The following is a 26,611-nucleotide window of genomic DNA, read 5'->3' on the forward strand; positions in this document are numbered from 1 at the left end:
GAAATTCTTAATCAAACAATTTCCCGGGCAATTTTGTTGTTTTCTGTAAGATAATGTCATTTTCTGCAAGACATATTGCTATTGGGTAATTTCGTTACTATATTACAAATATGGGGGCGCAATATGGTTGCAAAACTTGCAGAGAGTATAGTTGATACATTGGAAAAAGAAAAAATAATTACTGCACAATTAAGAGAACATTATATATATGCCTGCATAACATTGATCGAAAGAATTGTAACATTATTGTCTCTACTGTGTATAAGCATAGGAATGGGAAATATAGCAAAGATTATATATCCGCCTGCTGAAGGGAGCACAGGTACTTCACTTTCAACAACTTTTGGAGTAAGCAAAGGAAAAACATATTATTTTTATACTGAACCGACTGGTGCAAATAATAGGACTGCAGGATCGTTCAGAGTAAGATGCTGATATTATAAAGAATGTGCTAAAAATATAGAAATATAGCTCCGTCATAATTTGACGGGGCTAATTGTGTATAGCGGGGGGGACATATGAAAACAAACTTATTTCTGATAACAAAATACTGGAGATATCATAAAAAGCAGTTTGCGAGCATGCTTACCTCGATAGTGATATTAACGGCTTTCCTGTTGATTGCACTTTTGATGGAGAGAACAGAATGTAGACGGCAGTATGATGACAAGCTGCGGGGAAGTAGTAAGACATTTTATCTGTATAGCAATCTTGGCAGTGATGCCTATGAGGAGATGTCAGAAGACAAAAGGGTCAGCATGATCGGGCGTACGGCTATATGTGGAAAGCTGGGAAATGACAAAACACAGTATACATATGGTACATATATTGACGATGCGGCAGAGGATCTTGAATATGTAAAGCTTTCGTCGGGAAGATTCCCTGAAAAAACCGGGGAGGCAGCAGTGTACGATTATGTGTTGGAGGATATGTTTTTTACTGTTGATCCTGACTCGTATGTTGGAAAGGAAGTAACCTTTGACAGTTATGATTTGGATGATACATATCTGTTGAGAACAGGTAGACATGTGGGACAGATTACGTTTACTATCACAGGTGTATTGTGTACAGACAGCAGAAGAGATCTTAAGGAGAACAGAGTAGACTGGGGATCAGACCTTTCGGAAGTACAGATGCCAACTATATATCTATGGCGGGATGACTGTGATTTGGACGAGAGTACATTCGTATATACTGCTGTCTCCCTGTATGGTGATGACGAGATAACAGAGCAGTCGGAGAGCGCTATGGAAGAGTTTGCGCAGGATTATTATGACAAAACTGGAATATGGCCAAGATCCGGCCGCAGCAGATCGGCTGCAGAAGATATCTGCAACATTACCCTTGGAAACGAGAAGCTCAACAGCGAAAGTTATCTGTCGGACTCTGTCCAGGGGATACTATATTTCAGTGTCATTGCTGTGATCTTGTCGGCTATATCCCTGTTTGGCGTGATGATAACTGTTATGAGCGAGAGACAGAAATCCCTGGATATCGTGAGAGATATAGGAGCCAGCCGGATGAAAGTGGCTTGGATACATATATTGGAATGGGGAATCCTGTTGGTTTCTGGAGTGGTATGCGGCGGAGTCGTTGGAATCACTGTATATGAAGTCATACTTGAGATTCAAAGTCGTTTTCTGGGGTTGCCTAAATTGCGCGGTTATACAGTGGAGTGGTGTGTACAGCAGATTACGGAAAATCCGTTTGTAATCTCTGTTGTGTGTGCAACAGGTACATTTACCCTTGGATATTTACTTTTTTATATATATCTTCATATAAAATCAAGAAGAAGGCTTATAAGAAGAGATCGTGTGAGATCATTCGGGAGAATCAAGTCGGTGGTTTCCGGTATTCCATTTGCAAATATAATGCAGATGTTGTCTGTTGCCCTGATCCTGTTTGCGGCGGTGATGTGCTACGCATTCTGCTCTATGGACGGCAAGGGAAAAGGATATTTTCACAATGATGATCTGGACAGAGACACATATTATACATATGGACAATTGGATATGGAAACCAGTGATGTAGATATATGCCTTTATGATCAGGGGTCGGGGATTACTGGTGGAGTATTGCTTACAGATACAGGACTTACTGAGGATGGGCGCAAGAGCATTGCGGATATGAACGAAGTAAAGTCAATAGAGAGTTTCTCCACAAACGATGGCTTTGATATATTTTATGATAGAAATGACGAGGATATTCCGGATGGATTGTGGCAGGCGGAGGTCCAGTTTCCTGAAGATACAGAAGAATTCTATCATGCAGACGATAGATTTTATTTCAATGTTCCAGCGATATGGCTGGATGATAACGGAATGAGAAAGCTGGATAAATATGTAAAAGAGGGGTCAATAGGTACCCATAAAAATGGTGTGGCGTGTGTTGAATATGAATATGACGGAATGACCGCGGAGTCGCCATATAAGATAGGCGATGTAATGCATACAATGACAGTGAACGGAAAAGGCGAATACAAGGAGACTGTTGAAATCGTGGATGCGATAATTGTGATTCCGGAGACCACAAAGGAGAGCGATCCGATATTGTATGCAGGTCTTGGCAGAGCTTCACAGTATGGATATGCAATAGTGGCCTCACAGGACACAGCAGTCAGTATTGGGATGTTTAAGACATGTTATGACGTTACATATATATCTCTAAGCAACAGGGGAGATATTGATAGAGTTGTATCCAGGTTTGCTGACATATTGGACTCTTCAATGGAACTCAGGATACGAACGATAGATGAGTGTGATAAGGAGTATCGTGAGGCATATATATCACAGTATGCGAGCACAATATGTCTGTTCTTTATTCTTCTTATCATGGCGGCATGGGGATATTGGGAACTTGTCACCATGCGTTACCAGAATGGCAGGCGGAACGTGGCGATCATGCGGGCTCTTGGAATGGAGAAGCACTCATGGAACATGACGTTTATATGGCATAACATAAGAAATGCCCTGGTATCATGTGCTGTCGGAGCCGGTATGGTGTATGGCATGAGATGGCTTTTGCGCTACAAGTACGAACAGGCGCTAAACATGTTCAACTGGCCGGAGACAGATTTATGGAACGTCGATGCAGATGTTATAAAAGAGGTAACGAGACTCCAGCATGTATTTCTATTCGACAGCGAGATATTTGTTGTCCCTGTGGGAAGAGCGTTGGTACTGATAGGAACATTCCTTGTTGTGATTTCGACGATTATTACGGTGCTGGTCATTCATAAGAAGAAATCGGAAGAGATAATTGATGATCTGGCTGAAAAAGAGTAAGGGGGACGATGCATATGATTCAGATAAAGGATTTAAATAAGACGTATGGTGAAGGAACAAATGCTGTTCATGCACTTCGCAACTGTAACGTGGAATTTGAGTATGGAAAATTTACGGCGATTATAGGAACATCAGGCAGTGGAAAGTCAACATTGCTACATCTGATGGGCGGACTGGATACAAAGGCAGAAGGAGAGATATTCTATGATGATGAAGATATACTCAGATATTCAGATGCACAGCTTGCAAAATTCCGCAGAAAAAATATAGGTTTCGTATTCCAGTTCTTCAATCTGGTGCCAGAGCTGACAGCAAAGGAAAATATATTCCTGCCAATGATGATAGATAAGGTTAAGGTAGATGAGGAGTACTTTGATAAGCTTACTGAAAAACTTGGAATTTCAGAGAGACTGACACATTATCCGTCACAGTTGTCCGGTGGACAGCAGCAGAGGGTTGCGATAGCCAGAGCGCTCATACACAAACCAAAAGTGTTGCTCTGCGATGAACCTACCGGAAATCTGGACTCTCAATCAGGAAAAGAAGTCCTGAGACTGCTTAGAGAACTGCAGAGTGAAGATGGACAGACTATAATTATGGTTACCCACGATGGAAATATAGCAGATCAGGCCGATCGTATCGTAAGGATAGAAGATGGACAGATAAAATGTGTATAATATTCACACAATTATATACATAAAAGACAATTTGATGATAAAACGCAACAACAATGACAATAAAATTGATAAATTGTCAAAAAATATGTTGACGATTTGCCTTGCATCATGTATAATAAAAGTACATTAAAGAACGGCCATTTGAAAAAGATACAGATGGCACACCATAGATTGTCACCCGTGACACGTAACATGTACGAAGTTATCTCAGAGATTTATAGAATCGTGAAAAAGACTTTACACATGGTGCGCAGGAAACAGAGATCCGTGGTACAAGTTCACGAAAGGAGGAGGTTCCGTTGGAGACAATTGAAGAACATTTTTATCATGATGGTAACTCAGAACTGGGAAGTTGTTTCCACACGAGATGCCTTTAAGATAAATCTTGAATCAGTCCACATGTAGATGCTGTATATAGCATGATTGAAGTGCCAGGACGCAGGTATTTGATACCAGATTTGATCCATCGTGATTGTTCAAAACACAAGATATGAGTGGTGTTTCAAGGGCATCAGGTCATATCACATACCGCAAGACCAGTGCTTATAAGAGGTTGGTACATATACAAGTTCATGCAGTGCATGTTATGAGTAGATGCAATTCGTACCCTGATAGTTTATATTCCGGTAAGTTTAATCTCTAGGCACAACGAATTTTTTCATAGATATTTATAATATAGTGGAAGAATCAATGGCATGTGTGGAAGCATTCAGATATTTTGATTAGATACTTCAATATTTGAAAAATGAATAAACTAATATAAAGCCAGTTGGTATTATGCCAGCTGGCTTTTTTATGTATTAATTACAACGTGTGTTAAACCACTGATTGCCCGCTCTGCGAGCTATAACAATCCGTGCGGCAACAAGAAACTAATATTAATTGCAAATAACTTAAATTATTGACTAATATGGCGTGCAAAAGCAATAAAAAACAACTTAAATATTCGGTAATTAATGACATGTTCAATAATTAAAAAATGAGTTAATATAAGTATATGTATAAATATTAATCACGAATTAGGCTGTTCGTGGTGAGTAAAGTGGAGGAATATCACAAAAAAGAAAGGGTAAGGAAATATGGTGAGATTTAGAACAAGACTTGTTGCTGTGACATGTGCAGTTGCAATGGTTGGCTCATTCTGGGGAAGTGCAGGGGCAATAGTCTCAGCTGATGCAGCAGATCCGTCTGCGGAAATGGCGTGGAGCATCACTACAGACAAACTGATATTTGACACTGGCGCAGATGCCAAGTGGACAGATAAAATTTATGCCAGCAATGATGAAGGTACATACCCAGAGTTAGGCAGGATCGATGATGTGTCTGTGGGTAAAAAGGCTGTGCTCACGGCAAATGTAACACTTAATGGAGATTTTTCAGGATTGGATGGTGCGGAGGCTGCTGACGGAACGTATAATGCGATCCAGCTTTCCTGTGCAATCAAGACTGGCGATGGATGGACATACACCAAGTCTGATGATTATCCATTCCTTAAAGCGGAAAATTTTACAGATGGCAAGACACAGGTATCATTTGCATTTGATGTGGAGGATACAGGAGCTGCGAACGAGATAGTATTCCAGTACAATTCAAACTCTGCATATACTGGAACAATATCAATATCTGATGTAGAGATTCAGAGTGATGATTCAGGAGAGGAGCCAGGTGGTGGAGAAGAGCCAGGTGGCGGATCATCAGCAACAGGAAATGTGACAGGTGTGGCAGCACCTTCGATCACAGACAATACAGTATGGAGCAGTTCAGATGCAGTTCTCACATTTGACGCTGCTTCAGATACGACATGGAAGGATAAGGCGTACGCCAGCAATGACAGCGATACATATGCTGATATGGCGAGAATAGAGGGTGCAACTGTAGGTGAAAAGGCGAAACTCACAGCTACGGTTTCACTTGATGGCGATATATCAGGCCTTGACGGTGCTGAGGCGTCAGACGGATCATATAATGCGATCCAGCTTGCTTGCGCTATCAAGGCAGGCGACAGCTGGACATATGTCAAGTCAGATGACTATCCATTCTTAAAGAGTGAGAACTTTACAGATGGCAAGTGCAGCGTAGAGTTCAACTTTAACGGAGTGGATGCAGGCGATGTTCAGGAGATCGTATTCCAGTACAATGCAAACTCAGCATTTACAGGAAAGGTTCTCATCGGCGGCGTTGCAGTTGACAAGGTAGAGAGTGGCAAGAAGCCGACTACAACTGAGACAGAGGCTGGAAACTTCGCAGATGCAAGCCTTGTATTTGACACAGCGAGCGATGCAAAGTGGACAGACAAGGCATTTGCCAGCAATGATACAGAAAGCTATACAGATCTTCCTACAGTAGACAATGTCAAAGTTGGAGCAAAGGCAAAGCTCACAGCTACGGTTTCACTTGATGGCGATATATCAGGCCTTGACGGTGCTGAGGCATCAGACGGATCATACAATGCGATCCAGCTTGCATGTGCCATGAAGACAGGCGACAGCTGGGATTACGCCAAGTCAGGCGACTATCCGTTCATCAAGGCTGAGAACTTTGTAGATGGCAAGTGCGATATATCATTTGCATTTGATGTATCAGAGGTGGGAAATGTACAGGAGATCGTATTCCAGTACAATTCAAACTCAGCATATGCCGGCAAGATCACAATAAGCAACGTTAAGGTACTTGATGTTAAGGAGAGCAGCGGCGGACTTGAGCAGAGAGATCCTGCTGTGATCTCAGATCTCTCATCGGCTGAGGATTATGACAAGTGGAGCACAGAGGCCGGATATGCATACAAGCACGGCGATGCAGCCAACAAGGCCGGTAATGCCACACCTGACATATCATATGACAGTGCAAATGAGAGACTTAAGGTTTCTGTTGACTACTCAGCAGATTCAACTTCCTCATGGAGTGAGGCAAAGGTTAAGTGTGTTCCTACAGAGGCTATGGATGTGAGCCAGTACAACCAGCTCAGTGTGGATATAATCTACCCGGCAAAGCTCAAGGGAAGTAAGATCAAGTTTTTTGCAGATGGAATAATAAATAAAGATACAACCATCGACGATGATGCAGAGGATATCGGAGATGGATTAAAGAAGGTTACAGTTACTATGGGATTTACTCCTACAGATAAACTACTCAGAGATGTGACAATAGGAATCATAGGAAGCAGCACAAGCTTTAAGGGAAATGTATATCTTGATAATCTTGTTCTGTCACAGGCAGATACAACAAAGGATTTTGTCGAGATAACAGAGACTCCTGGCGCTGGTTCACCAGCGGATCTTTCACAGATGCCATCATCAGTTAGAGTGAGCGATGCGAATGCAGCAGACAGTGCAAAGGCACTTGCGGCATACCTGAATACGCTCATGAATAGTGATCAGGTTCTGTTCGGACATCAGAATGATGTGAGCAGAAGCGTAAATCCACAGGCGTCACTCGGTGATGTATATGATGTGACTGGACAGGTCAGCGGTGTGTTCGGAATCGACTCACTGGCAGTTACAGGCTCGGAGGCAGGCGGTTCAGACGCGGCTTCGGCACTGGCAAACTCAGTGGCATACAGCAAGACTGCAGCGGCAAATGGTGCGATCGTGTCATTGTCAATGCATATGCCAAACTTCTCCAGCTCCAAGATAGTGAAGAACTCGGATGGAACATACAGTTTCTACGGATGTGATTTCTCAGAGTCCAAGGATCTGTCAAATGACATAGTAAAGCAGATTCTCCCAGGTGGAGAGTACAATGAGGTATTTACATCTTACCTCGATGTGATCGCAGACTACGCATCACAGCTTCAGGCTGCCGGAATACCTATCATGATCAGACCATTCCACGAGAATACAGGAAGCTGGTTCTGGTGGGGATCAATGAACACAGCTGAGACATACAAGTCTCTCTACAGATATACCAAGGATTACATGGAGCAGAGCGGTGTACACAACCTTCTCTGGGTATACTCGCCAAACGGACCTGTAACATCAGAGGCAGCTTACGTGTCATACTATCCAGGCGATGAGTATGTAGATATCCTTGCATTTGACTATTACAACGATTACAATTCGTACCCTGCAGCAGCAGACAACTCTTTCTTTGACAGTCTTGATACAACATGTAATATCGTGTCATCAATAGCTGCAAAGAGAGGCAAGATACCAGCCATCGCTGAGTGCGGTGTCAGAGTCATGAAGAAGGATGGTTCAGACAACGAGGGACTTCTCGTAAAGGGTAATCCGGTTGGAACAGAGGCTTCAGGAAAGAACTGGTATCAGGAAGTCAACGACATTGCGAAGAAGAACAACATGCCATACTACCTTGTATGGGCAAACTTCGGAGACAGCAACTTCTATGTACCATACAAGTATGATGCTACACATGGACAGGAGCTTATCAATGACTTCATAAAGTATTATAACGACGACTCATCAATATTTGGTGGCGATACAGGATTCTACAGTAACATGGGAACCCTTGCAGGAGTATCTGCAAATACATACACGGGCCAGATGGGTTACATGGTATATCCATTTGACAGAGATACCATCCTCAAGGCGACAACACTCAAGGCTGGTGTTAAGAATGCATCAAAGGTTCAGTTCATTATCAACAATCCTGATACAGGTGTTAAGCTTACACTTAACGCTGAGGCTGGAGCCGAGATTGCCGCTGCAGGATCAGAGCCAACACTTTACACGGCTGATCTTACAGAGAAGAATCTCAGCAAGCTTGGAAAGACAGATACAGCAACCATCACACTCTTGGCAGATGGCGAGCAGCTCGCACAGCTGTCACACATAAGCCTTGGAAAGGCCAAGGATAAGGCTCCTGCAAATGTCATCGAGGACTTCGAGTACTATTCAGGAAGCGACGGACTTCTGGATTCCACATACACATCTAACTCAGCCGCAGGATGCAGCTCAAGCTTTGTTCTTGACAAGACACATAAGAACGGTGGCACATACGGCGGTGCGTTCAAGTATAAGCTTGAGACAAATGGATCAGAGGTGTGGACAGGAAGAATTAAGTCAGAGCTTACAAACAATGATTTCTCAAAGTATAATGCGCTTGAGATGTGGGTACAGCCGGACGGTATGGGACAGAAGCTTGTGATCCAGATCACAGATGGAAGCGGCGAGGAATTTGAGGTATACCTCACAGATTTCGTAAAGGGAACAAAGGCACAGTATGTTACTATTCCATTCAGCTCATTCAAGGGTAAGAAGGGTGGTACACTCGATGCATCGGATATAGTCAAATTTGCTGTATGGTGCAACTCGATCGTGCCGGAGGATCACACTGGCAAGTGGACAGTTGACTCAACTATCTACTTTGATGGAATCCAGGCAGTGAAGCTCACAGATGATATGCTCAAGAAGAATCCAGTGGACAAGAATGGACTTATCATAACAGACAAGTCACTGGTTAAGAAGGATGCGGCAGATCCGGGTAAGGACGATCCAACAACAGAGGCTCCAACCACAGAGAATCCAACCACAGAGGATCAGACTACCGAGGCTCCAACAACTGAGAAGCCTGGCAATGACGACAAGACAACTGAGGCTACCACAGCAGCAACAACGGATGGAAGCACAGGTGGAAATGGACAGAACGTGGTAAATACAGGAGATAAGTCACCTGTAGACGTAATGTTTGCGATAATGATAGCATCACTTATCATGGCTGGTGCAGGCTATATCGTTATCAAAAAGGATAAGAAGTAATACTCATTTTAGCCATACAAAGAGCCCCACTGTCGGCGGTGATGAAGACCACCGTCAGTGGGGCTTTATTTGTTGGTTTATATTTGTATGCAATATCAGTTTGCAGCACGTCTCTTCTCAACAAGCTTCTCCACAGGGGTTGTGAGATACATTATGGAGAGCATCAGTGTACAGCAGAACCAGATGATAGGCTCTGTGATGGTAACTCCGAGATATCCAAGTCTTGGAGTGAGTATCATAACCGCAAGTACCTTTCCAACCAATTCTATAGTGGATGACATAACTGGAACGATCTTCCTGCCCATTCCCTGCATTGCACATCTCAGAACGAACAGAGGACCAAGTACATAGAAGCACGTCACGCCGATCCTTACATATCTCACGGCCGGATCTATGATGGCACTGGCAGATGTACCTGCAACCAGCTTTATAAGTGCCGGGCTGAGCAGCCAGCCGAATATTATCATGACAGTGGTTATGATCGTGTTTATGATGATCGCAGCCCTCACACCCTGATGTACCCGGTCGTATCTGCCTGCGCCCATATTTTGGCTTACATATGTCGTCACGGCATTTCCTACTATATATAACATGAACATGAGGATATCAAATATCTTTCTTGCCGCTGTGTGGGCGGTTACTATATCAGTTCCGAGTCCATTGATGGCTCTCTGGAGTATGACCGTTCCGATGTTCACTATACAGCTCATAAATCCCATGGCAAGTGCGGACTGTATGAGGTCTGACCGGTCACTCTTCTCTACGGAGTATTCATCCTTCTCCGGAATCAGATGCTTGGCCTTCACAAGTATATAGATCAGGGCAAGTATGCCCGCCAGCGCCTGTGATATATCGGTGGCGATGGCTGCACCTCGTACTCCCATGTCAAATGCCCTTATAAACATAAGATCCAGAACAATATTGAGGACAACTGATATACCGAGGAATATAAGAGGCGTCTTGCTGTCTCCGACTGCACGCAGTATGTTGGCGCACAGATTATATAATGAACAGAATATGATTCCAACGATTATGATTATAACGTAGCTTGCTGCCATATCCAGTATGTCGTCTGGTGTTTTGAGAAGTACCAGGATAGGCCTTATAAATATTAGACTCAGAACGGTCAGGACAATGGATGCCAGCAGTGTCATGATGGCCGATGCACCGATACATCTTCTCATATTGTGATAGTCCTTTGCACCATAGTATTTGGCTATAGGGATGGCAAGCCCCATGGTTCCGCTGTTGAGGAAGCCTATTATCATATTCGAAATGACTGAGGTTGCGCCAACCGCGGCGAGTGCCTGTGAGCTTACGTAGTTGCCCACGATGGCTGAGTCTGTAAAACTGTATAACTGCTGTGCGATCTGTCCCAGTATCATAGGAACAGCAAATAACCATATGACTTTCATTGGCTTTCCGACTGTTAGATCTTTCATATATAATAAACCTCCTTAATTTTTGCGCCTGATATTCGATTGTACAACAGTTCGCGATAAAGTCAATGTGGTTTTTGCTTAATTTTAAAGAAAAATGTTTTATTTTGTTATATAAAATGTTATGTTAAAGTGTAACGATTAAAAATGGCTTGATTGTGCATACTAACATTTGACATATATTTGTAGAAAGAAATGGAAAATATGGAAAAGAATAACAGACAAAAAAATAAGCGTAACAAGAAGAGACATGCGGAGCTCGAGAGAATTGCGTTATACGCAGTGGGAGTCATTCTGCTTGGACTGGTCATAGGCCTTGCTGTGAAAAACTATAGACTTAAGAGCAAACTGGATAATCATAATGAAAAGGACTCGGTTGCCACAGGAACATCGGCGGACAGTGATAATACGAATGGCGATGCTTCAGCAGCAACAACAGAAAAGGTTGCGGAACTCAAGGTTCAGGGAACTGTGGAATGTACGGACATAGCGGTTCCGGCGACTGAGCAGGAAGAGAATTATAATGGCGAGGATCTGGCGGACAATGGCTGTCCATACGCCATCAAGATAAACAGACAGGAAAATATAGTTACTATATACAAGCTGGACGCTGCTGGATATTACACTGTTCCGGTAAAGGCAATGCGCTGTTCGGTATCACCGGTGGGAGAGACTCCTGTCGGACTGTTCAACATACAGCTCAAGTGGGACTGGCTTGCACTGTTTGACAACTGTTATGGACAGTATGTGTCACAGATAGATGGCGACACCCTGTTCCATTCCGTGCCTTATCTGGACACCACAAAGGATTCGCTTGAGACATGGGAATTCAACAAGCTTGGAACCGGGGCATCACTGGGATGCGTCAGACTGTGCGTTGCAGATACCAAATGGATATATGAGAACTGCGAGTCTGGAACATATGTTGATATATTTGACAGTGACTATTATGGCCCGCTGGGAAGACCTGTGCCGGTGACCAGACTGGATAACACTGATGAGACCGGATGGGATCCGACAGACATGGTTGAGGAGAATCCGACCGCAGGAACAGCCGTGATATACGGTGCGGAGAGCCACAGCATAAACCAGGGCGAGAACTATGACACAATGGCGGGAATATGGGCCTTCAATTCACAGCGTGAGGATGTAACGGATCAGTTGAAGGTTGAGGGAACCGTGGACAATATGAAGCTGGGAAAATATACAGTAAAGTACAGCTTTACAGATCAGGGCAGTGAGATATGTAAGAGTATCGAGATAACAGTGGAGGATGATGAAGCTCCTGTTATAACAAGGGTTCCTGTGGAGATAAAGCTGGAGAGTTACAATGGACAGGCTGATGAGCTTGCAGATCTTGTTGCATCTTATGTGAACGCACAGGATGGTGATACACTGATAAGGACAGGAGTGGCCACAGATGGCAATGGCAAGACTCTGGATGGACAGGCACTCACAAGTCTTGGACAGGACGTTATATGTGTGGCTGTTAACAAAATGGAGTCCAAGGCGGGCAGCTATACAGTTGTGTGCTGTGCGCAGGACAGCAGCGGCAACAGATCATCCTATCACACAGTCACAGTCACCGTTGAAAAGTAGAGGTGGATCATGGCAGACAGGAAAAGTACAATTTATGATCTCGAAGCAGAGAAGATAAAAGAAAAGATAATCATATTTGCCGCCGATACAGGTGGATATACACAGAAAGAGGTCTCCTTGGAGATCCAGGCATCCCTGGACGAGCTCACGGAGCTCATAGACACAGCCGGAGCCGAGGTCGTGGGACGGCTGGTGCAGAACAGGGACCGCATTGCAAATGACTTGTATCTGGGAAGAGGAAAGGTTGAGGAGCTCAGGGAGATGATATATGAGCTGGGCGCCACAGGAGTGTGCTGTGATGATGAGCTGTCACCGGCACAGTTGATGAACCTTCAGGACGCACTGGACATAAAGGTTATGGACAGGACAATGGTCATTCTCGATATATTTGCAGCACATGCTGGAAGCTACGAGGGCAAGCTGCAGGTGGAACTTGCACAGCTTAAGTTCAGAGCCACCAGACTCGTTGGTATGAGAGATTCATTGTCGAGACTTGGCGGTGGAATCGGAACGAGAGGACCGGGAGAGAAGAAGCTGGAGATAGACAGACGAGTCATAAGGGACAGGATCTCCAGACTGAAGGCGGAGCTCAGGAACGTTGAATCCCAGAGAAGCCAGCAGAGAAAGCAGAGACAGAGGAGCGCTGTGCCGGTTGTGGGCATAGTCGGATACACAAATGCGGGCAAGTCGACCCTGCTGAATGCACTCACGGGGGCAGGAGTATTACAGGAAGACAAATTATTTGCGACCCTTGATCCTACGACAAGAGGATACAAGCTGCCGGGGGGACAGAACATACTGCTCACCGATACGGTCGGTTTTATAAGGAAGCTGCCGCATCATCTGGTCGAGGCCTTTGGCTCCACTTTGGAGGAGGCAAAATACTGTGATGTCATCCTTCATGTTGTGGACGCATCGGATGAAAACTGGGATAAGAACATAGAGACGGTGTACGGCACATTAAAGCAGCTCAAGATAGATGAGAATTCGGGAAAACCTGTGATAACTGTATTCAACAAGATAGACAGAATATCGAAGGATGACCTGGTGGGTGTGCGCGATCTGAGAGCGGACAAGACTCTGTATATCTCGGCTGCCACGGGACAGGGAATCCCGGAGCTTGCCAGTGCGATAGAGGAAATACTTAGAAATCAGAAGTCATATATAAGGCATACATTTGCATATTCTGAAGCAGGGCTCACAGGACTTATACACAAATACGGTGAGATCCAGACAGAGGAATATCTGGACGATGGCATATTTATAGAAGCTTATGTTCCAAAGTCAATACTTGGAAAACTTGGACTCAGTTTCGACGATGAAGCTGATTTTTAGTGCCGGCAATGTGGCGTATCAGGCGTTAACGTGCCATTTCACATTGCTTACATAATATGAAGAGATAATAAAAAATGTTTACATTTTATAAGTATTTGTGTAAATTTACAGAGGAAGGATAATGGTTATTCACACAGAAAGGGAGATATTATGAGTGATAATAACATGAATCAGATGCCGGACGGAATGAATCCTAACGGCGCCGATGGTCCACAGCCATCACAGAATCAGCAGGGTGATGCGGGTCAGCAGTATAGCGCAGACCAGCAGTATGCAGGACAGTATGGTCAGCAGCAGTACGGAGCAAACCAGCAGTACGCAGCGAATCAGCAGTATGCAGGACAGTACGGCCAGCAGCAGTACGGAGCAAACCAGCAGTACGCAGCGAATCAGCAGTATGCAGGACAGTACGGCCAGCAGCAGTATGGAGCAAACCAGCAGTACGCAGGACAGTACGGCCAGCAGCAGTATGGAGCAAACCAGCAGTACGCAGGACAGTACGGCCAGCAGCAGTATGCAGGACAGTATGGCCAGCAGCAGTACGATGCAAATCAGCAGTTTGCAGATCAATACGGTCAGCAGATGAATGCACAGCAGAGTGTATATGATCAGACCGTGAACATGTATGGTGATCAGGCGCACAAGCCTGAGTCTCCAAAGAAGAGAAAGGGTATCAAGATAGCCATAATAGCAGTTGTGGCAGCGCTTGTTATCATAGCAGCATTTGTTGTTGTATTCTTCGTGTTCATCAAGAAGAGTCCTAAGGATGCGGTTAAGGACGCGATGGAGAACACAGCAAAGGAACTTGAGAACAATAATATTGTGGGTATCGTCGGAGCAGATGACATAGATGTCGACAAGCTGGACGTTCAGTCAGATTTTACCATCGACAAGGTTGCCGGAGATGGTAAGCTCGACGGTTCAACATTTACATTTGACGCAAGCACAGCCAAGAGCGACGGACAGAACAGCTTCAAGCTTGATTCTTCCATGACACTGGCAGGCGAGACAGTCAGTGCGGATGTTGTAATGATCGGTCAGACGCTCTATATGTCATGTCCTGATCTCTTTACCAAGACATTTTCATTTGACATGAACAGTGTTATGGCAGAGCTCGACAGCAAGGATGCGGGAGCCGGCGGTTCAGTTGACAGCGAGGCTCTTCAGAAGATCATAGATGAGGATCTCAAGCCGGCTGCAGATAAGCTTGCAGAGTCCATAACATATGAGAAGGTCGGCAAGGATGAGTTTACAAATGCAAATGGCAAGACTATCAAGGCAGACCACTACACAGTGACAATCACAACAGACGCTATAGATGAGTTCTCACAGGCACTGGTTGACTGTCTGAACAAGTACATGGACAGCAATCTGTCAGATGATATGATGGATCAGATGGGTGTTACAAAGGATCAGCTCAAGCAGTCCATCGGCACTATTCCATCTCTGGTCAGCGCAGTAATGACAAAGGATGCCGTTGCAAATGTATACGTAGAAAACGACAAGGTGATCCGTGTTGACTGGGATTATGATCTTGCAGCAGCAGGCGTTAAGATTTCATTCACAGCAGATTACATGGGTGACGGAAATGTCACATCAGATGCTGTAACAAAGATAGCACTTACATACGGTTCAGATGTAAATATAGAGCTCAAGAGTGAGTCAAAGACTGACACATCAGGAGATAAGATATCAACTGACAAGAAGTACACATTATCAGCAATGAGCGGCGGAGAGAGCCAGGAGTTCACAGGAAATGTGACATCAGACTATGACAAGAACAGCGGTAAGATGAGTGGAAGCATATCTGTTGATGTACAGGGTGAGACTGCTCAGGCTGCATTTGAGGGTGTCCTTGCAGATGTCAAGAAGGGCGAGTCATTCAGCATAAATGATGCAAAGCTCACAGTTACAGTATCAGGCGAGGATGTTCTTCAGTGCTCAGGAAATCTCAAGGTAGCAGAGAAGGAAAACAAGATAGAGGCTCCTGCAGCAGGAGATGTGGTTGATTACTCAGTTCTCAACAGTGATGATGTAGATCAGTACATCAACATGGATAAGATGGAAAAGATCGTATCAGCATGGAGCGAGATATTTGACTCAGTAAGTGTTGACAGCAGACTTGACGGAAAGTTCGGCACCGACTCAAAGGATACTGAGGAGGAAGAGCCTGAGACAACAGAGGCAGCTACAACAGAGGAAGCAACCACAGAGAAGTCAAATGACAGCACAGAGGAGGAAGACCTTTCAAAGGTTACATTAAGCCTTGGCGATAAGTCAGTAAAGATCAATGATCCAAAGGGATACGAGAGAAGCTATGCTTCAGAGTATACCATATCTTATAATGATGAGAAGGGCGATGTATATGCAAGCTATTCTACATATACACACTATTCAGCAAGTGATCTTGTGAAGAACATGAAGGATACTTACACAGAGTATTACAACGATGAGAACTCCAAGGTCAACGAGATGACAGATGGCACAGTGAAGGCAAAGGATGGCACAGAGGTAACATATCTTGTGATACAGCTCACATCATATGATATGGACAGAACAGAGGTGCTGTTGGTATATCCTACAGGCGAGGATGTAGTTACATGTTCTATCAGCTACTGGGATAAGGTCGACAAGGTTGACGCGCAGAAGCTGTGTGAGACATTCATGGATGCAATTGAGATAAAGTAATAGCTGTACAGCGTGCAGGGAAAATGTGAAAAAGGCAGGAGGCAGTGATGAAGGTCGTTAATGTGAAGAATGTGGCGATAGGAGAGGGAATGACTAAGATCTGTGTACCTCTGGTAGCTCCGACGGATTATGATGTGGACTATCAGTTGAGGATCATAGCGAAGTCGGAACCAGACATGGTGGAATTCAGAGCGGATATGTACGAGAAGTGCTTTGACAGAGAGGCACTTATGAAGACTCTGGCTAAGATCCATGATAAGCTGGGGCAGTTCCCTATTATATTTACATTCCGAACAAAGGGCGAGGGTGGCTGCATGGAGGCAACACTCAGCCAGTATCACGACCTTCTTATTGACGCTATAGACAGTGGATATATAGACATCGTGGATATAGAATATTTCTCCGACATGGAGATTGTGGATGAAGTCATAGCGGAGGCTCATTCCAAGGGCGTGTATGTCATAGTGTCCAATCACGATTTCAAGACTACTATACCTATGGAACAGATAGTTGACAGATTTAAGTCCATCATATTCACAGGTGCAGATATAGCCAAGATAGCCATGATGCCTGAGGAGGGATCGCAGGTCGTAGATATGATGCAGGCTGCAAAGGAACTGCAGGATAGTGGAAATCAGACCCCTCTCATAGTTATATCCATGGGTGAACTTGGTGTGGAGACAAGAACCACAGGAGAGATGTATGGCAATACGATATCATTTGCCACAGCGGGCATACCTTCCGCCCCTGGACAGATATCTGTGGATGCACTCAGGAGCCAGCTCACCATGATACATCACATTATAGCTGGTAAATAATAATAATTATATGATGCTATTATTCTGGAAGTCACGGATGAATGCCGTGGCTTCCATTTTTTTAGTGTTGTGTGGCTTGTTTCGCAGATATATGGTATTATGACATAAATGTTCCGGGGCCTTGTATGGCAGACGGCGGCTAAGGAGATAAGAATATATGGAAGAAAAGATACACAAGAGGAGAGTGCACTACAGTGGCACCCATCCGAAGAGGTTTGAGGAGAAATACAAGGAGCACGATCCTGAAAAATATGCGGATACGATAGAGAAAGTCATAAGCAAGGGAAGTACCCCGGCAGGGATGCACATTTCAATATGTGTAAATGAGATACTGGATTTCCTTCAGATACAGCCGGGACAGCAGGGGCTTGATGCGACACTGGGCTATGGTGGTCACACAAGGCGTATGCTTGAGAAGCTTCAAGGAAAAGGTCATATGTATGCACTGGATGTTGATCCTATAGAGATAGTGAAGACGAAGCAGAGACTGGCGGAGGCCGGCTACGGTGAGGATATACTCACGATAAAGCAGACAAATTTCAGGAATATCGACCAGGTGGCAGAGGAGGCCGGGGGATTTGATTTTATCCTTGCGGATCTTGGAGTGTCTTCCATGCAGATAGACAATCCAGACAGGGGATTCACATACAAGTTTGATGGACCACTTGATCTGAGGCTTGATCCGGAGAAGGGTGAGTCGGCGGCGGAGCGTCTACGAGAGGTTTCGTATGAGGAACTCGTTGGGATGTTCCAGGAGAACTCGGACGAGCCTTATGCGGAGGAGATCGCCACGGTCATCATGAAGAGAAACCGAACTAAGAATTATGTGGAGACCACCACGCAGATGAAGGATGCCATCGAGGAGGCATTGGCATTTGTGCCGGAGAAGGACAGAAAAGAGGCTGTAAAGAAATCCTGTCAGAGGTGTTTTCAGGCTCTGCGAATAGATGTGAACAGTGAGTTTGAGGTTTTGTATGATTTCCTTGACAAGCTGCCGGATGCGCTCAGACCTGGTGGAAAAGTGGCGATACTGACATTCCATTCAGGTGAGGACAGACTGGTAAAGAGAGCGTTCAAGGCGGGAGCGAAGGCTGGTGTTTACAGCGAAGTCAGCAAGGATGTCATCAGACCGTCAGCGGAGGAGTGCGCCCGCAATCCGAGAGCAAGATCGACGAAGATGAGATGGGCTGTAAAAGCAGAATAAAGGACACAGAAAGGCGACATCGTCTGTATATCATGTTAATATGATGACAGGGGATGTCGCCTTTTGGACATATGTTTCAGATGTATTGTGGCTGACTATTTCATAGGAGTTGAGGCAAGTGAGATGAATGTGAGCTGCGCCTGTGATGGCATACAGGCAGAGGAAATGCTCTATGAGAATCGGTATGATCTTTTTTCGGTGGAGATAAGCTCCCAGTAAATGCGTAACAGGCATATAGAGGATAGTAAAAATGTCCAGGATAATTTAGGCAGAACATTTATAGAAATCATAATAAAATTTTCATATATAATACAAAAATATTCATATTTTTTTGATGTAATAGGTATGATATACTTCAAAATGTAGTGATAACTTGCATATATAAAAAGAAACCATCGTAAGGATAATTTTAAGAGAGGTATCAATATGGGAGATTATAAGGCAGCAGAGAATAGATATAAGAATGTTGAAGGAACAGGATTTTACAGACATTGCGGCAAGAGCGGTCTTATGATGCCGCCTCTGGCACTTGGACTCTGGCACAACTTTGGAACAAATGACGATTACGAGAATATGAAGAAGATGTGCTTTACCGCATTTGACAACGGAATAACACATTTTGATATAGCAAACAACTATGGCCCGGTGTATGGAAGTGCAGAGGAGAACTTTGGAAAGATACTCAGAGAGGAACTGGGTGCGTACAGGGATGAGCTGATAATCAGCACTAAGGCCGGATTCGATATGTGGGAAGGCCCTTACGGCAACTGGGGCAGCAGAAAATATCTCATAGCAAGTCTTGACCAGAGCCTTAAAAGACTTGGAATCCCATATGTGGATATATTCTATCATCACAGAATGGATCCGAACACTCCACTCGAGGAGACCATGGGAGCATTGGCGCAGATAGTGAAGAGTGGAAAGGCACTTTATGTCGGACTCTCCAACTATGACGGACCTACCATGGCAAAGGCGGAGCGCATACTTGATGAGCTTCATGTGCCATTTGTGATAAATCAGAACAGATACAGCATACTGGACAGATCTGTCGAGAACAATGGGCTTCTGAAGCAGACATACGCATCAGGCAAGGGACTCATATGCTTCTCGCCTCTGGCACAGGGAATGCTGACAGACAGATATCTGAAGGATATGCCGGCGGACAGCAGGGCAGTGAAGGACGGAAGATTCCTTCATGAGGATCAGGTGCTTGAAACTAGACCTCTCCTCAACCAGTTAAATGAGATCGCAGCCGGATATGATATGAAGCTATCAGAGCTTGCCATCGCATGGCTGCTGAACAAGCCGGAGGTCACAACAGTGCTGATCGGTGCTTCAAAGCCTGAGCAGATCATCAGCAATCTCAAGGCTGTTGAAAAGCAGGCACATACAGTCATGACCGATGACGAATTACAGAAGATCGAGGATGCTGTTGCAGCATTTGAAAGATCATAAAATAGGCAAAACTTTTTTTATACCCCCTCGCAGGAGAAGCCGGATAGAGCTTCTCCTGTTTTTTATATCTGTGCAGACGTTGGGAGAAGTCTGTGCTGTTACAAATACATAAAAGTATGGTATTATATCACACAGAATCTATGTTACGGAGAAAAACTGGTGAAGGAATATATAAATGAAGCACTTGAAAAATATATAGAGAAGGGTACATACCCGTGGCACATGCCTGGGCACAAGAGACAGCCGATAGAAGCCGTCCAAAATGTTGATAACATTTCAAAATCCCGGGACAACTTCTGGAATGGGGTGTATGCGCATGATTTCACTGAGGCAAAGGATCTTGACGACATGCATGAGCCGGAGATGTTCATAGCGGACAGTATTGCCGAGATGAAGAAGGTGTATGGAACATTTGCAACATATATGCTGGTGAACGGTTCCACATCCGGGCTTATGACAGCTATACATGCCACCTGTCACAGGGGAGACGTGATACTTGCGGCAAGGAACTGCCACAAGGCGGTGTACAACGCTATCTGTATGTTGGAGCTTGAGCCCGAGTATATAGTGCCGGATTATGTGAGTATGAGCTGGTCTGACGGTGTGGGTCAGAATGAAGTCGGAGCAATATCGAATGGAATGTCAGATGATGGAGAAGATGACTGCGAAATATCGGAAATGATGGCTCCAGGCGATGAAGATGATCGTGAAATGTCAGAGAGGACAGACATACTGGGTGACATATCGCCGGATAAGCTGGAGCTTGCTCTTAAGGAATTGGTAGCAGATGGCAGAAAGCCAAAAGCGGTGATAATCACATCGCCGACATATGAGGGTGTCATATCTGATATAAGGACCATAGCCGGGATAGTACACAGGTATGGAATATATCTCATTGTGGACGAGGCACAGGGAGCACATCTGAACTTCATGGAAGGACATGAGACCGCCATGCAGCAGGGCGCGGATATTGTCATCGAGAGCCTGCACAAGACCATGCCGGCACTCACACAGACATCACTTCTTCATGTGATGAATCCTGAGCTTGATGAGAGGGTTAGAAGATATCTGCAGATATTCCAGACATCTTCGCCTTCATATATATTTATGCAGAGCATGGAGAAGGCAGTTGCATTTGGCGCAAATAACAGAGATGAATTTGCCAGGTATGGGCGGAGGCTTGAGGCATTTGCCGGGAAATGTGATGGGCTCAGAAATATACGGCTGTTCAGACCTGATGCTTCCTCAGTGAAAAATGATGAGATCTGTAATGCGTGTAAAGTGTTCGACCGTGATGAGGGCAGGCTGGTATTTGTCGTGAGACCGGGAACTGTAGACGAGTCGGGACAGAAATTTACAGGGGTTATGCTTGCTGAAATTCTGGCGGACAGGTATGGGTTGATTGTTGAGATGGCATCGGTGAGTTATGTCATTTGTATATCATCTGTTGTGGACAGTGCAGACAGTTATGATATACTATTTAATGCTGTGGCTGAGATAGACGGGAACCTTGGCTATGAGCCGGATAAAACAGACCGGCAGGAGCTGGATATCATATCCGGCAGAAGGTCAGCTATGCCGCCGGGAACCGCGTGGGACAGACCAGTGGAGAGCGTGCCGATTGAGGGTGCGGCTGGAAAGGTGTCGGGGGCATTTGTATATGCATATCCGCCGGGAATACCTGTGCTGGCGCCGGGAGAGGTCGTTGACCGGCAGGCGGTGAACGGAATAAAGTCCATGATAGACAGCGGACTTAATGTGGCAGGAGTCAATGACGGTTATATCAAAGTGCTGTGCGGAGAATGATATGTAGCATTATGATCTGGAAGGTTTGATAAGAATCACAATATAAATATGAAAGGTGTACATGTGCAGGAACAGCATATGGCAGGGTTAGGATATGAAAGGAATATTTATAACTATAGAGGGCCCGGACGGAGCGGGCAAGACCACACAGAGGGAGCTGCTTAAGGAATATCTGGAGAAGAAAGGCTATGACGTGCTGATAACCAGAGATCCGGGGGGAAATCCCATAAGTGAGGCGATCCGCGAGGTTATATTGAACAAGGATTTTACAGAGATGGGATATATGACTGAGCTGCTTCTGTATGCTTCGGCGAGAGCCCAGCTTGTGAAAGAGAATATCAAGCCTGCACTGGATGCCGGTCAGGCGGTGATTGCAGACAGATTTGTGGACTCATCCGCTGTGTATCAGGGAATCGGAAGAGGACTCGGAGTTGACACGGTGTATAAGGTAAATGAATTTGCACTTCAGGGAATCATGCCGGATATGACATTCCTCATGGATCTTGACGCCCAGGAGGGAATATCCAGAAAGAAGAACCAGGCTGAACTTGACAGAATGGAGAATGAAAAAATGGAGTTCCATCAGAAGGTCGTGGATGGATACCGCATGCTTGCGGATATGCACACTGAGAGAATAGTGAAGATAGACGCTACTTTACCTATTGATGAGATTCATGGTATAATAGTAGGGTATGTAGAGAAGAAACTTAATCTTTAATATATTTTGATTTTGGAGAAGGTCAGAATAGACATACAGAAAAAATTAATTGTAAGGGGGTTGGTATATATGATAGATTTCACAGACATAATCGGACATGAGGACATAATACGCCACTTCAAGAGCAGCATTGAGCTGGGTAAGATATCCCAGGGCTACATCATCAATGGCGAGACAGGAAGTGGAAAAAAGACCCTTACCAGGGCGTTGGTCAAGACTCTCCAGTGTGAGGAGGGCGGTACAGAGCCATGTAATCATTGTAAGTCATGTCTTCAGTGTGAGACGGGAAATCAGCCTGATATCGTGTGGGTGACCCACGACAAGCCAAATGTGATCTCGGTTGAAGAGATACGTGATCAGGTGAATTCTGATATTGATATCAAGCCTTATAGCAGCAGATATAAGATATATGTTATAGAGGATGCACAGCTTCTGAATGTGAATGCACAGAACGCTTTGTTAAAGACGATCGAGGAAGCTCCGTCCTATGCAATAATCATACTGCTCACCAACAATCTTGATAAGATGCTTCAGACGATACAGTCCAGATGTATAGTGCTTAACGTTAAGCCTGTCAGGGAGCATGATATACTTGATTATCTCATGAACGAGCTCAAGCTGGACAAGCAGAAGGCTGACTTCTGTATGGATTTTGCCCAGGGCAATCTGGGAAAGGCCATCAGGCTTGCAACTAGTGATGAGTACAAGGAGATCAAGGAAAATGTGGTGAAGTTCATGAGACATATAAGTGATATGTCGGTTGATGACATGATATTTGCCATTAAGAATATGGAGCTGTACAAGCTCAAGGTAAGTGACTACATCGATCTGATGATGATGTGGTACAGGGACATTCTTATGCTTAAGGTGTCCAATAACCCGGGCCGGTTGATGTTCAAGGAGTATTATTCTGATATAAGAAAGCAGTCCTCACACATCAGCTATGAGGGTATAGAAAAGGTACTCAAGTCTATGGACAAGGCCAAGGTCAGACTTGAGGCGAATGTCAGCTTTGACATTGTCATGGAGCTTATGCTCCTAACCATGAAGGAGAATTGTTAATGAAAGAGATTATAGGAGTTCGTTTCAGACCAAACGGTAAGATATATTATTTTGATCCACAGAACTTTGAGGTCGAGGCCGGCAGTTTTGTCATTGTCGAGACCGCAAGGGGTGTGGAGTACGGCAAAGTGGTTCTGGGAAGACGAGAGGTAGAAGAGGGCAAGATAACGGCGTCACTCAAGCCGATCATAAGAATTGCCACAGAGGATGACACCAGAAGATACGAGGATAACAAGAAGAAGAGCAAGAGAGCATTTGGCATATGTCTTGAGAAGATCGCAAAGCATAAGCTGGACATGAAGCTCATCGAGGCTGAGTATACATTTGACAACAATAAGGTGCTGTTCTACTTCACAGCAGACAGGAGAATCGATTTCCGAGAGCTGGTAAAGGATCTGGCATCTGTGTTCAAGACAAGAATAGAGCTCAGACAGATCGGTGTCCGCGATGAGACCAAGATGGTTGGCGGAATCGGCATATGTGGAAGGGAGCTCTGCTGTAACAAGCATTTGTCGGAGTTCGTTCCAGTATCAATCAAGATGGCAAAGGAGCAGAACCTGTCACTGAATCCTACTAAGATATCCGGTGTGTGCGGAAGACTTATGTGCTGTCTGAAGCATGAGCAGGACACTTACGAGTATCTGAATGAGAAGCTTCCGAATGTAGGAGATTTCGTCAGGACCATAGATGGCAACAAGGGCGAGGTCATGTCAGTGAACGTTCTCCGGCAGAAGGTTAAGATCGTGGTGACAGACAAGGATGACAACAAGGAAGTTATGGAGTATCCTGTGGCTGAACTCAAGTTCAAGCCTAAGAGAAGAAAGAATTCAGAGAGACTCAGCGCTGAGGAGTACAAGGCACTTGAGGCATTGGAGGACAAGGGTGGAAAGTCCAAATTTGACGATTAGACCGGAAGTGGTTATAAAATCCTGTGAGAGGATAGATGACCTGCAGTGCAAGGGTTATCAGATCATACAGAACAGCGGAATGTTCTGCTTTGGGATGGATGCTGTGCTGCTGGCAAACTATGTGAGATTTAAGCGCGGTGGCAGATATCTGGATCTCGGAACGGGAACAGGTATCATACCTATACTTCTTGCTGCAAAGGAGTATGGGGAAGGCGCTCTTACCCGTGAAGAGAGACTTGCTGGTTTGAATGCTGATGCTTGTAGATCCTCACATGATTGTATTGCCGTAGATGGAGTTACTAATTCGGATGCAGGGGTGAATCAGCAGCCTAGCGGTAAAATGGCAGATGGAGCACGGTTTATAGGCATAGAGCTTCAGTCTGCATGTGCGGACATGGCGGCAAGGAGCGTGAGCCTCAATGGGCTTGACGGTTTAGTGCGAATAGATAACGGAGATATAAAGGAGGTCTCTTGTAACTACAAGAAGGCCTCCTTTGACATAGTGACCTCAAATCCGCCATACATAAAGGGCAGTCACGGTCTGGAGAATCCGGATGCACCTAAGAACATAGCGAGACATGAGGTACATGTGACATTGAATCAGGTGGTGGCGGCGGCAGAGTATGCCCTTAAACCCGGCGGAAGCTTCTATATGATACACAAGCCGTTCAGGCTTGCTGAGATATTTGAATGTCTGCATGAGCACAGGCTTGAGCCGAAGAGGATGCAGCTCGTACACCCATACATAGATAAGGAGCCGAACATGGTGATAGTTGAGGCTGTGAAGGGTGGCAATTCCATGATCAAGATCGATCCGCCTATGATAGTCTACAAGGCTCCGGGAGTGTATACGGAGCAGCTGCTGGCGACGTATGAAGGCAGTGCAAAGCGGTAACAGGCAACGGCTGCAGCATGAAAGTGAAAAATGTTGTAAACACCCTAATGTACATATTACAGATAGTGAGGTTTATATATGGCAGGCAAATTATATCTGGTGGCGACACCTATAGGTAATCTTGAGGATATGACATACAGGGCTGTCAGGGTTCTTGAAGAGGTGGATGTGATAGCGGCTGAGGATACAAGAAACAGTATCAAGCTGCTCAATCATTTCGAGATCAAGACTCCGATGACAAGCTATCATGAATACAACAAATACGATAAGGCGAAGGTTCTCGTTGAGAAAATGCAGCAGGGACAGAACGTGGCAGTCATAACAGATGCAGGAACTCCGGGAATATCTGATCCCGGGGAGGAGCTTGTGAGACAGGCTCTTGATGCCGGACTTGAAGTTACGCCTGTTCCGGGTGCCTGTGCATGTATATCGGCACTTATCAGCTCGGGACTTTCGACCAGAAGATTTGCATTTGAGGCATTCCTTCCATATGACAAGAAGGACAGGGCGAGGGTTCTTGAGGAGATGAAGCGAGAGACTAGGACCATGGTGATGTATGAGGCGCCCCACAAGCTGAGGAAGACTTTGGTGGAACTCATGGAGACACTAGGTGACAGGCATATCACGCTTGCCAGAGAGATCACCAAGAAACATGAAACCATAGAGCCTATGATGCTCTCTCAGGCGATAGCTCGTTACGAGGGGGAAGATCCGAGAGGAGAATTCGTCATAGTGATAGAAGGGCTTGATGTGAAGAAGCTTGAGGAGGAGAAGAAGAGCTCGTTCGAGGCTATGTCCGTGGAGGAACATGTCCAGATGTACGTTGATCAGGGTATGTCCAAGAAGGATGCGATCAAGCAGGCAGCTGTAGACCGCGGAGTCCCTAAGAGGGATGTGTATAATGCGGTGATGAAATAGAAAACGGAGGTAGATTGGTGTCAGGTGCGGATAAACAAAAGATTATCTGTACCTGACACTTCTTGCTTAAAAATCTCCTTCATTTCAGATT

At 45.0% G+C, this 26,611-nt stretch carries 18 protein-coding genes; 17 read left to right on the forward strand and 1 reads right to left on the reverse strand.

Going from position 1 to position 26,611, the window contains the following annotated elements:
• Nucleotides 1–123 precede the first annotated feature (123 nt).
• The 4 genes from ABUA31_RS07680 to ABUA31_RS07695 all read left to right on the forward strand — a co-directional run bounded on the left by ABUA31_RS07680 (nucleotide 124) and on the right by ABUA31_RS07695 (nucleotide 9,675).
• Complete coding sequence (locus tag ABUA31_RS07680) at nucleotides 124–435, forward strand: hypothetical protein (RefSeq protein ID WP_349818681.1); 312 nt, start codon at nucleotides 124–126, stop codon at nucleotides 433–435.
• An 83-nt stretch (nucleotides 436–518) separates the two neighbouring features.
• Nucleotides 519–3,284, forward strand: coding sequence for an FtsX-like permease family protein (locus ABUA31_RS07685; RefSeq protein WP_055271993.1), 2,766 nt, complete (start codon nucleotides 519–521; stop codon nucleotides 3,282–3,284).
• A gap of 8 nt (nucleotides 3,285–3,292) precedes the next feature.
• Nucleotides 3,293–3,961: an ABC transporter ATP-binding protein gene (locus ABUA31_RS07690; RefSeq protein ID WP_055271992.1), complete on the forward strand. Its 669-nt coding sequence runs from the start codon at nucleotides 3,293–3,295 to the stop codon at nucleotides 3,959–3,961.
• 1,079 nt (nucleotides 3,962–5,040) lie between these two features.
• A complete protein-coding gene (locus ABUA31_RS07695; RefSeq protein WP_349818682.1) occupies nucleotides 5,041–9,675 on the forward strand; it encodes a glycosyl hydrolase in 4,635 nt (1,544 codons plus the stop codon).
• Nucleotides 9,676–9,770: 95 nt separating this feature from the next.
• Here the strand turns inward: ABUA31_RS07695 and ABUA31_RS07700 are convergent, their stop codons facing one another.
• Nucleotides 9,771–11,117: an MATE family efflux transporter gene (locus tag ABUA31_RS07700; RefSeq protein WP_161171477.1), complete on the reverse strand. Its 1,347-nt coding sequence runs from the start codon at nucleotides 11,115–11,117 to the stop codon at nucleotides 9,771–9,773.
• Between the two features lie 201 nt (nucleotides 11,118–11,318).
• On the opposite strand from ABUA31_RS07700, the gene ABUA31_RS07705 reads away from it, so the two are divergent.
• The 13 genes from ABUA31_RS07705 to rsmI all read left to right on the forward strand — a co-directional run bounded on the left by ABUA31_RS07705 (nucleotide 11,319) and on the right by rsmI (nucleotide 26,520).
• Nucleotides 11,319–12,713 carry a L,D-transpeptidase family protein gene (locus ABUA31_RS07705; protein WP_118649491.1) on the forward strand — a complete coding sequence of 465 codons (1,395 nt, stop codon included), beginning with the start codon at nucleotides 11,319–11,321 and terminating at the stop codon, nucleotides 12,711–12,713.
• A 9-nt stretch (nucleotides 12,714–12,722) separates the two neighbouring features.
• Nucleotides 12,723–14,048 (forward strand): GTPase HflX, encoded by a 1,326-nt coding sequence (hflX, locus tag ABUA31_RS07710; RefSeq protein WP_349818683.1) that lies wholly within the window; start codon nucleotides 12,723–12,725, stop codon nucleotides 14,046–14,048.
• A gap of 150 nt (nucleotides 14,049–14,198) precedes the next feature.
• Nucleotides 14,199–16,736 carry a hypothetical protein gene (locus ABUA31_RS07715; protein WP_349818684.1) on the forward strand — a complete coding sequence of 846 codons (2,538 nt, stop codon included), beginning with the start codon at nucleotides 14,199–14,201 and terminating at the stop codon, nucleotides 16,734–16,736.
• A gap of 47 nt (nucleotides 16,737–16,783) precedes the next feature.
• On the forward strand, nucleotides 16,784–17,554 hold the full coding sequence (gene aroD, locus ABUA31_RS07720) for a type I 3-dehydroquinate dehydratase (RefSeq protein ID WP_022217433.1): 771 nt from the start codon (nucleotides 16,784–16,786) through the stop codon (nucleotides 17,552–17,554).
• A 157-nt stretch (nucleotides 17,555–17,711) separates the two neighbouring features.
• Nucleotides 17,712–18,758 (forward strand): 16S rRNA (cytosine(1402)-N(4))-methyltransferase RsmH, encoded by a 1,047-nt coding sequence (rsmH, locus tag ABUA31_RS07725; RefSeq protein WP_055222406.1) that lies wholly within the window; start codon nucleotides 17,712–17,714, stop codon nucleotides 18,756–18,758.
• Between the two features lie 63 nt (nucleotides 18,759–18,821).
• Nucleotides 18,822–18,977: a hypothetical protein gene (locus ABUA31_RS07730; RefSeq protein ID WP_158565907.1), complete on the forward strand. Its 156-nt coding sequence runs from the start codon at nucleotides 18,822–18,824 to the stop codon at nucleotides 18,975–18,977.
• 207 nt (nucleotides 18,978–19,184) lie between these two features.
• A complete protein-coding gene (locus ABUA31_RS07735; protein WP_022217435.1) occupies nucleotides 19,185–20,213 on the forward strand; it encodes an aldo/keto reductase in 1,029 nt (342 codons plus the stop codon).
• 159 nt (nucleotides 20,214–20,372) lie between these two features.
• Nucleotides 20,373–22,019: an aminotransferase class I/II-fold pyridoxal phosphate-dependent enzyme gene (locus ABUA31_RS07740; RefSeq protein ID WP_349818685.1), complete on the forward strand. Its 1,647-nt coding sequence runs from the start codon at nucleotides 20,373–20,375 to the stop codon at nucleotides 22,017–22,019.
• Nucleotides 22,020–22,113: 94 nt separating this feature from the next.
• Nucleotides 22,114–22,737: a dTMP kinase gene (gene tmk, locus ABUA31_RS07745; RefSeq protein ID WP_055146089.1), complete on the forward strand. Its 624-nt coding sequence runs from the start codon at nucleotides 22,114–22,116 to the stop codon at nucleotides 22,735–22,737.
• 69 nt (nucleotides 22,738–22,806) lie between these two features.
• Nucleotides 22,807–23,799 (forward strand): DNA polymerase III subunit, encoded by a 993-nt coding sequence (locus ABUA31_RS07750; protein WP_015534369.1) that lies wholly within the window; start codon nucleotides 22,807–22,809, stop codon nucleotides 23,797–23,799.
• Complete coding sequence (locus ABUA31_RS07755) at nucleotides 23,799–24,707, forward strand: PSP1 domain-containing protein (protein ID WP_015534368.1); 909 nt, start codon at nucleotides 23,799–23,801, stop codon at nucleotides 24,705–24,707. The genes ABUA31_RS07750 and ABUA31_RS07755 overlap by 1 nt, the downstream gene beginning before the upstream one ends.
• The gene (locus tag ABUA31_RS07760) at nucleotides 24,682–25,602 is read left to right on the forward strand and encodes a tRNA1(Val) (adenine(37)-N6)-methyltransferase (RefSeq protein ID WP_055280342.1); all 921 of its coding nucleotides are present in this window, start codon (nucleotides 24,682–24,684) and stop codon (nucleotides 25,600–25,602) included. Before ABUA31_RS07755 ends, ABUA31_RS07760 begins: the two co-directional genes overlap by 26 nt.
• A 78-nt stretch (nucleotides 25,603–25,680) precedes the next feature.
• Nucleotides 25,681–26,520 carry a 16S rRNA (cytidine(1402)-2'-O)-methyltransferase gene (gene rsmI / locus ABUA31_RS07765; protein ID WP_349818686.1) on the forward strand — a complete coding sequence of 280 codons (840 nt, stop codon included), beginning with the start codon at nucleotides 25,681–25,683 and terminating at the stop codon, nucleotides 26,518–26,520.
• The last annotated feature ends 91 nt before the right edge of the window (nucleotides 26,521–26,611 follow it).

This window comes from Coprococcus sp. RTP31081st1_H1_RTP31081_211007 (genome assembly GCF_040227275.1).
Classification (GTDB): domain Bacteria; phylum Bacillota; class Clostridia; order Lachnospirales; family Lachnospiraceae; genus Coprococcus; species Coprococcus aceti.